The organism is Sporosarcina newyorkensis (assembly GCF_900167515.1).
In the GTDB taxonomy this organism is placed as follows: Bacteria; Bacillota; Bacilli; order Bacillales_A; family Planococcaceae; genus Sporosarcina; species Sporosarcina newyorkensis.
Genome location: NZ_FUYJ01000004.1, coordinates 291,597 through 298,052, shown reverse-complemented (window position 1 = coordinate 298,052; position 6,456 = coordinate 291,597). Strand labels below are relative to the sequence as shown.

General features: G+C 39.9%; 4 protein-coding genes. 3 read left to right on the top strand and 1 reads right to left on the bottom strand.

The features are described from left to right. The first annotated feature begins 510 nt into the window (after positions 1–510). Positions 511–1,269 carry a TerC family protein gene (locus B5D59_RS10405; RefSeq protein WP_040758305.1) on the top strand — a complete coding sequence of 253 codons (759 nt, stop codon included), beginning with the start codon at positions 511–513 and terminating at the stop codon, positions 1,267–1,269. 370 nt (positions 1,270–1,639) lie between these two features. Continuing rightward, complete coding sequence (locus B5D59_RS10400; RefSeq protein WP_078817860.1) at positions 1,640–2,989, top strand: TrkH family potassium uptake protein; 1,350 nt, start codon at positions 1,640–1,642, stop codon at positions 2,987–2,989. A 58-nt stretch (positions 2,990–3,047) separates the two neighbouring features. Here the strand turns inward: B5D59_RS10400 and B5D59_RS10395 are convergent, their stop codons facing one another. Beyond that, complete coding sequence (locus B5D59_RS10395; protein WP_078817859.1) at positions 3,048–4,814, bottom strand: B12-binding domain-containing radical SAM protein; 1,767 nt, start codon at positions 4,812–4,814, stop codon at positions 3,048–3,050. A gap of 184 nt (positions 4,815–4,998) precedes the next feature. Here B5D59_RS10395 and B5D59_RS10390 point away from each other — a divergent pair, with 184 nt between their 5' ends. Next, the gene (locus B5D59_RS10390; protein ID WP_040758304.1) at positions 4,999–6,381 is read left to right on the top strand and encodes an ATP-binding protein; all 1,383 of its coding nucleotides are present in this window, start codon (positions 4,999–5,001) and stop codon (positions 6,379–6,381) included. Positions 6,382–6,456: the final 75 nt, after the last annotated feature.

The following is a 6,456-nucleotide window of genomic DNA, read 5'->3' as shown; positions in this document are numbered from 1 at the left end:
AACACAGTACCCACTATCTTAACTACACCAGCGAAGCCGCAACTGCGGGGTCCGCCGTAGCCGTGAGACAGCTAGCGGTCTTTGCTAGTTGGCTCACGGCGGGAGGCAATCCCCCAGCGGCGAAGCGGCGTAAATGTACTACCCTGTACCTATTTAGGACTTACCTAAAATCGAGCGACGAAACAATAAAAAGTTAGCCCTTAGCTCGTTCAACCTGCTAAAATAATTTAAAAATTATATAGTTTCACAGACAACACCTAAACGATTTGCAAAGCGAAGTTATTATGTTATAATACTTTAAAAGTATCCAATAACTTAATAACTTTGACGCAATGTCAAAGGGGAGTAGCTATAGGGAAACCTATTTCATAATCGTCAATACGTGGCTGTCTAAACTGCCATCGGTTATGATAGCTGGATTTTGAACATACAAAATTCTGACTTAGCGAGACCTTTGCCTTTTATTAGGTGAGGGTCTTTTTATATTGTATAAAACAAGGAGGAATTTTGTTGGACGCGATTTTATTAGAATACGCATGGGTTCTTGTCGTACTGATCGTACTAGAAGGGCTATTGGCGACGGACAATGCAGTAGTGATGGCGGTAATGGTCAAACATTTGCCGAAACCACAGCAGAAGAAAGCATTATTTTACGGCTTGGTTGGAGCGTTTGTCTTCCGATTCACAGCTTTATTCATGATTACATTTTTGGTGAACATTTGGCAGATCCAAGCGTTAGGGGCAGCATACTTATTAATCATTTCAGGTAAGAATATATATGACAAGCTCACGCACTCGCAAAAAGATAATCCGAATAAAAAACCGAGAAAACAATCTGGTTTTTGGATGACGGTTTTGAAAGTAGAATTAGCGGACATTGCGTTTGCTTTGGACTCTATGTTGGCGGCAGTGGCGCTCGCTGTGACATTGCCAGAATTGGGTGATTTCCATGTCGGTGGAATCAATGGTGGACAGTTCGTTGTCATGTTACTTGGCGGTATGATTGGTTTGATTATGATCCGTTTCGCAGCTAGACAGTTTGTCGTTTTGCTGGAGAAATATCCGACACTCGAAACTGCGGCATTCTTAATAGTAGGCTGGGTAGGTGTGAAACTCGTCGTGCTGACATTGGCACATCCAGCGCTTCAAATTATTCCTGAGACATTCCCGCACTCGACGTTGTGGAAAACAACATTCTGGATCATACTGTTGATATTGGCAGTTGGCGGCTATTTGTTAGCCGTAGTGAAACAACGGTTGAAAGGGTAAACTAAATGCAACTCCTTCTAATATTTAGAAGGAGTTGCATTTTATCTTTATTCAGCAGAAGGCTCTCATCTATATGGTGATAAAATGAAAGCTGTTTTACTTCCAGTACAACGGGTGTTCAAATGCTTGCTGAACAAAGAGATAGCCTCGGACGGATGTCACATATTTTGATGGTGTTAAAGGTTAACTGACTGCGTCACGCAGACCTAAGCACAATTCAAAATCTAGACACAATTATACCGAAGCGTAATTGATTAGTTGGTTTAAGGTTATTAAAAGAGTGTAAAGTTCTTTGTAACGCTATCTTTTCAGCAAAGCATTTGATAAAGTAGGAAAATAAAGTTTCTGTTATGAAAGGAATTTGAAAAAGATGAAGCTTTCCCGAGAAGTTTTACATAAATTCACTCCAGCACAAATCATCGTATTCTATTACTTTTTAGCAATTGCTTCTTCTTTCCTGCTGCTGAACTTACCAGGTGTCTATAAGCCAGGCGTCCATGTAGCATTTATCGACAGCTTATTTACAGCTGTAAGTGCGGTAAGTGTTACAGGGTTATCATCAATAAACATCGGAGAAACCTACTCGGTTTTTGGCTTGTGTATGCTCATGTTGGTCCTCCAGCTAGGAGGTATCGGCATTATGTCAATTGGTACGTTTTTTTGGTTGCTCGTAAAAAAAAGAATTGGAATGAGAGAACGTCAGCTGATCATGGTCGACACGAATCAATATACATTAGCGGGTGTTGTGCAGCTCATTCGCCAAATTATTCAAATCATAGTCGCAATCGAATTGATTGGCGGGGCGATTTTGACACTTTATATCTCTCGTTTTTACGACTCGTTCAGTGAAGCCTTATTAAATGGGATGTTCATGGCGGTCTCTGCCACTACGAATGCAGGTTTTGATATTACCGGTTCTTCCATGAAGCCTTATTTTAATGACTACTTTATTCAATTAATATTAATGGTTTTAATTATTTTAGGAGCTATCGGGTTTCCTGTTCTAATTGAGGTGAAAAGTTACTTTTCGAAAAAAGTACCTCATTTCCGTTTCTCCTTATTTACGAAGATCACGACTTCTACCTTTGGCTTGTTATTAGTTTTCGGTACCTTGATGATTTGGCTTTTAGAATCATTTCATTCATTCAAAGGGATGAGGTGGCATGAGCAATTTTTCACGGCATTGTTCCACTCGGTTTCAGCGAGATCAGCCGGTCTTACGACGTATGACGTTACAAACTTCAGCGATGCAACCGACATATTCGTCAGTTCCTTAATGTTTATCGGGGCTTCACCCAGTTCGGTTGGAGGAGGGATCCGTACAACCACATTTGCCATAGCGATATTATTCCTGATCAATTTTGCCAAAGGGAACGATGTCATCCACATTTTTAAACGGCAAATTAAATTGGTTGATGTGTTTCGTTCATATGCGGTCATTCTCGTAGCTTGTGTTATGGTCATGACGGCATTGCTCCTTTTGTTGCTTACGGAGCCAGGCGTCCCGGTCGTTTCTTTACTATTCGAAATTACATCAGCATTCGGGACCTGCGGAATGTCGCTTGGAATTACATCGGATCTGTCTGTAGCTGGGAAACTCATCATTATGGTTTTGATGTTTATCGGGCGCGTAGGATTGATTTCATTTCTTTATACAATAGGCGGTAAAACGAATAAAACACCTTATCATTATCCAAAAGAACGTGTGATTATCGGATAATGATTACGTAAATAAAAGCAGGCTGAGAAAATATGGTCATTTTCTCAGCCTGCTTATTTTAATGCTTCTGTTCCTTCAAATTCTCTAAAACTTGGTCAGAGAGGTGGAAGTATTGTGCTTCTTGACTCGGACTATATTGGAAAATGAGATACCCGCGATCTTTTTTCACAGTGAGATCTTCTTCCAACTTGGCAGCAGTATCTGTGATGAAAACTTGTTTCCGGATCGTTCGATCAGTATGGCCGAGTGCTACAAACCTCTCGCCGAGTAGATGTGGGGAGCGAACCAAAAACTGATTGATCTCCCTCAATTGTTCTTCCTGTAAAGTAGAAGGGCCCCACCATATTTTTCTAGGGAGGAATTTCTGATGTGCCAGATAATCAATTTTTAACAGACTTCGTGCGATTTCTGTATCAACCTTCAAAACTTCTTTTAAAAATTGTTCCAAACGTGTGAACAAATCTTCAAACTGATGGCCGATTCTTGACCACCCTTGGTTTTCCCAAAAAGCGCCGAATAGCTGAAAGAAGTCGAAAGGTGTATCGACCAATTCGGTAACGATATATTCCATAGAGTGTATAAATCGACCTGAATTCCAATATTTTTCGAGAATGTCTTCTGTTTGTTTAATCTTCAGCATATCATCAAAGGACAACACATTATTTGATACGATTTCATAAGGAGCTGTGTCGATGAAACGATAACCGTATTGTTCTGCTTGAATTCGCAGACCAGTACCCCGCAGTAATTTTAAGAAACCTAATTGCAGCTCTTCTGGTCGTAAAGCAAATACTTCATTGAAAGTATCGCGGAAAGAATCGTAATCTTCTTCAGGCAATCCAGCGATTAAATCTAGATGCTGCGCAATTTTTCCGCCTTCCTTGACCATGGTAACGGTACGAGAAAGCTTACTGAAATTTTGTCTTCTTTGAACTAGTTCATTCGTCAGATCATTTGTTGATTGGACACCGATTTCAAAACGGAATAGTCCTGCGGGTGCATTTTCGTTTAAAAATTCAATGACTTCCGGCCGCATGATATCGCCCGTGATCTCAAATTGAAAGACAGTGCCTGGAACATGTTCGTCAATTAAAAATTGGAACATTTCCATCGCATAACTACGGCTGATATTGAACGTACGATCGACAAACTTTATCGTCTTGGCACCGTGTTTCATCAAATATCGAATATCTTCTTTGATTGCTTCCCGGTTAAAATAGCGGACGCCCACTTCGATTGAAGAAAGACAGAATTGGCAAGAAAAAGGGCAGCCACGGCTCGTTTCGATGTACATCACTCGATTTCTAAGATGAGGCAAATCCTCAACAAAACGAAAAGGGGATTGCAGTGTCCGCAAATCCAATTTTGGTCCAGGCGCTGTAATCTTCAACTGTTCATCTTGGCGATAGGCGATCCCTTGCACGCTCGATAATTCAGTTTTCCCGTTAATCGCTTGTAGTAAATCCTTAAATGTCCGCTCGCCTTCGCCAATGACGATAAAATCAATCTCTGGCACGCGTTCAAGCCATTGATCATAATCATAGGTCACTTCTGGCCCACCACAAACGATAATAGTTTCGGGACTCGTCAATTTAAGCAATCGAATGACTTTGATAGTTTCTTCAATGTTCCAAATGTAAACACTGAAACCGACAACATCAGGGGAATGTTGATAAAGTTCAGAGACGATCGAGAGTGTTGGGTCATGGATGGTGAATTCCGCCAAAGTACATGGGTATTCTGGCTCTGCGTATGCCTTAAGATAGCGGATTGCAATGTTAGTGTGTATGTATTTAGCATTTAAAGTAGATAAAACAATTTTCATGATTATACTCCTATACGAAAAAATATTGGTATACTTTAGGTAATTAAAAGAGACTATGGTCCTATGTAAAGCGTTCCAAAAATATGACATAATGAGAATTCAAAGGATTATATTTCAAATTTTCAAAATAGAGATTAGCAAACTTATCAAGTTACACTTTGAAATAAAAGAGGGAGGCATGTTTATGGTATTGAAATCAACAGATATCAATAAATTTCTCGAAAGTTCTCTTTTTAAAATAATTATTAATCACAATGGTGAAATATTGGGTATGACAAAAGCTTTTAAATCATTAGTGAAAGAAAATGACTTACCGAAATATATATCAGAAATTTTCGACGAACGACTACTCGTTCAAATTGAAAACATCCTAGTGCACTCTAGCTTTCAACAAATTACTGTACAGGAACGTGTAAAGGGATGTCTAAAAGATGACTGCGATAAACATGTCTCATGCTATATTATATACCAGCCTCGTAGTGAAAAGGCTATTATTACGATAAAAATGGATGAACAGACGAAAACCTTAAGTCAATTATACGAAAGTGCCTTTCAGACAGCTAAGATCCCGATGGCATTAGTTAATGAATGGGGATTCTTTGTGTCCTTGAATGAGGAATTCAATAAGACCTTCTTCGATCCAACTCGCGGGACTTCTATACACCTCAAGAGCTTCCTAGAAAACTTCCACCACGATGAAGAATTTTGTTATACGGAATACGTAGTTCAGGCGAAAAATGAAGGTGTTGCTCAAAGGAAATTGTCCTACCAGAAAAATGGTGATATACAATACTTCAACCTTCTCTTGGAAGTCGACTCAGCTACCGAGATGTTTATTTTGCGAGTCCTAGATATGACAGAACAGGAACATATGCTTCAATTGCTTGCACACTCCGACCAACTGTCCACGACAGGTGAAATTGCGGCTAGTATAGCACATGAAGTCCGAAACCCCATGACTACATTACACGGTTTTCTTCAGTTATTGGAACATGAGGTAACAGGAAGTGCCCATAAGTATGTAACTGTGATTCAAGGCGAAGTAAAGCGGATGAACGAAATTTTAAATGAAATGCTCGCTCTTTCCAAACCTCGTGTCGATGAAGTTACAGTATTTTCACTTACTGTCCTAATGGAAGAAGTATTGTTATTATTACAGCCGAAAGCCTTACTTGACCAAATAAACTTATTTAATGAAAATTTTATCACGGAACCCATTTTAATTAAAGCAAATCCGAATCGCGTCAAGCAGATTTTGGTAAATCTTCTTAAAAACGCGATGGAAGCAATGGGGCCAAAAGGGACGCTGACTGTTCATGTTTGTGAAGGAGAACAGCAAAATGTAGACATTCTAATTTCAGATACAGGCACTGGTATGAGCGAAGAGATGATGGAAAAGATTTTCTTGCCGTTTGTTTCTGGTAAAGCAGGCGGCACGGGACTTGGTCTTCCATTTGTCAAGAAAACGGTCACTGAATATGGTGGTAGCATAGCCGTTAGCAGTGAGGAAGGCGTAGGGTCTGTCTTTAAATTGACATTTCCGCGAGTGTCTGTCGTTGGCACCTGAACAGGACTTTAAATTTTAAACAAAAAGAAGGCCGATCTGCTGTATATAGCGGGTCGGCCTTCTATATAGATAGAG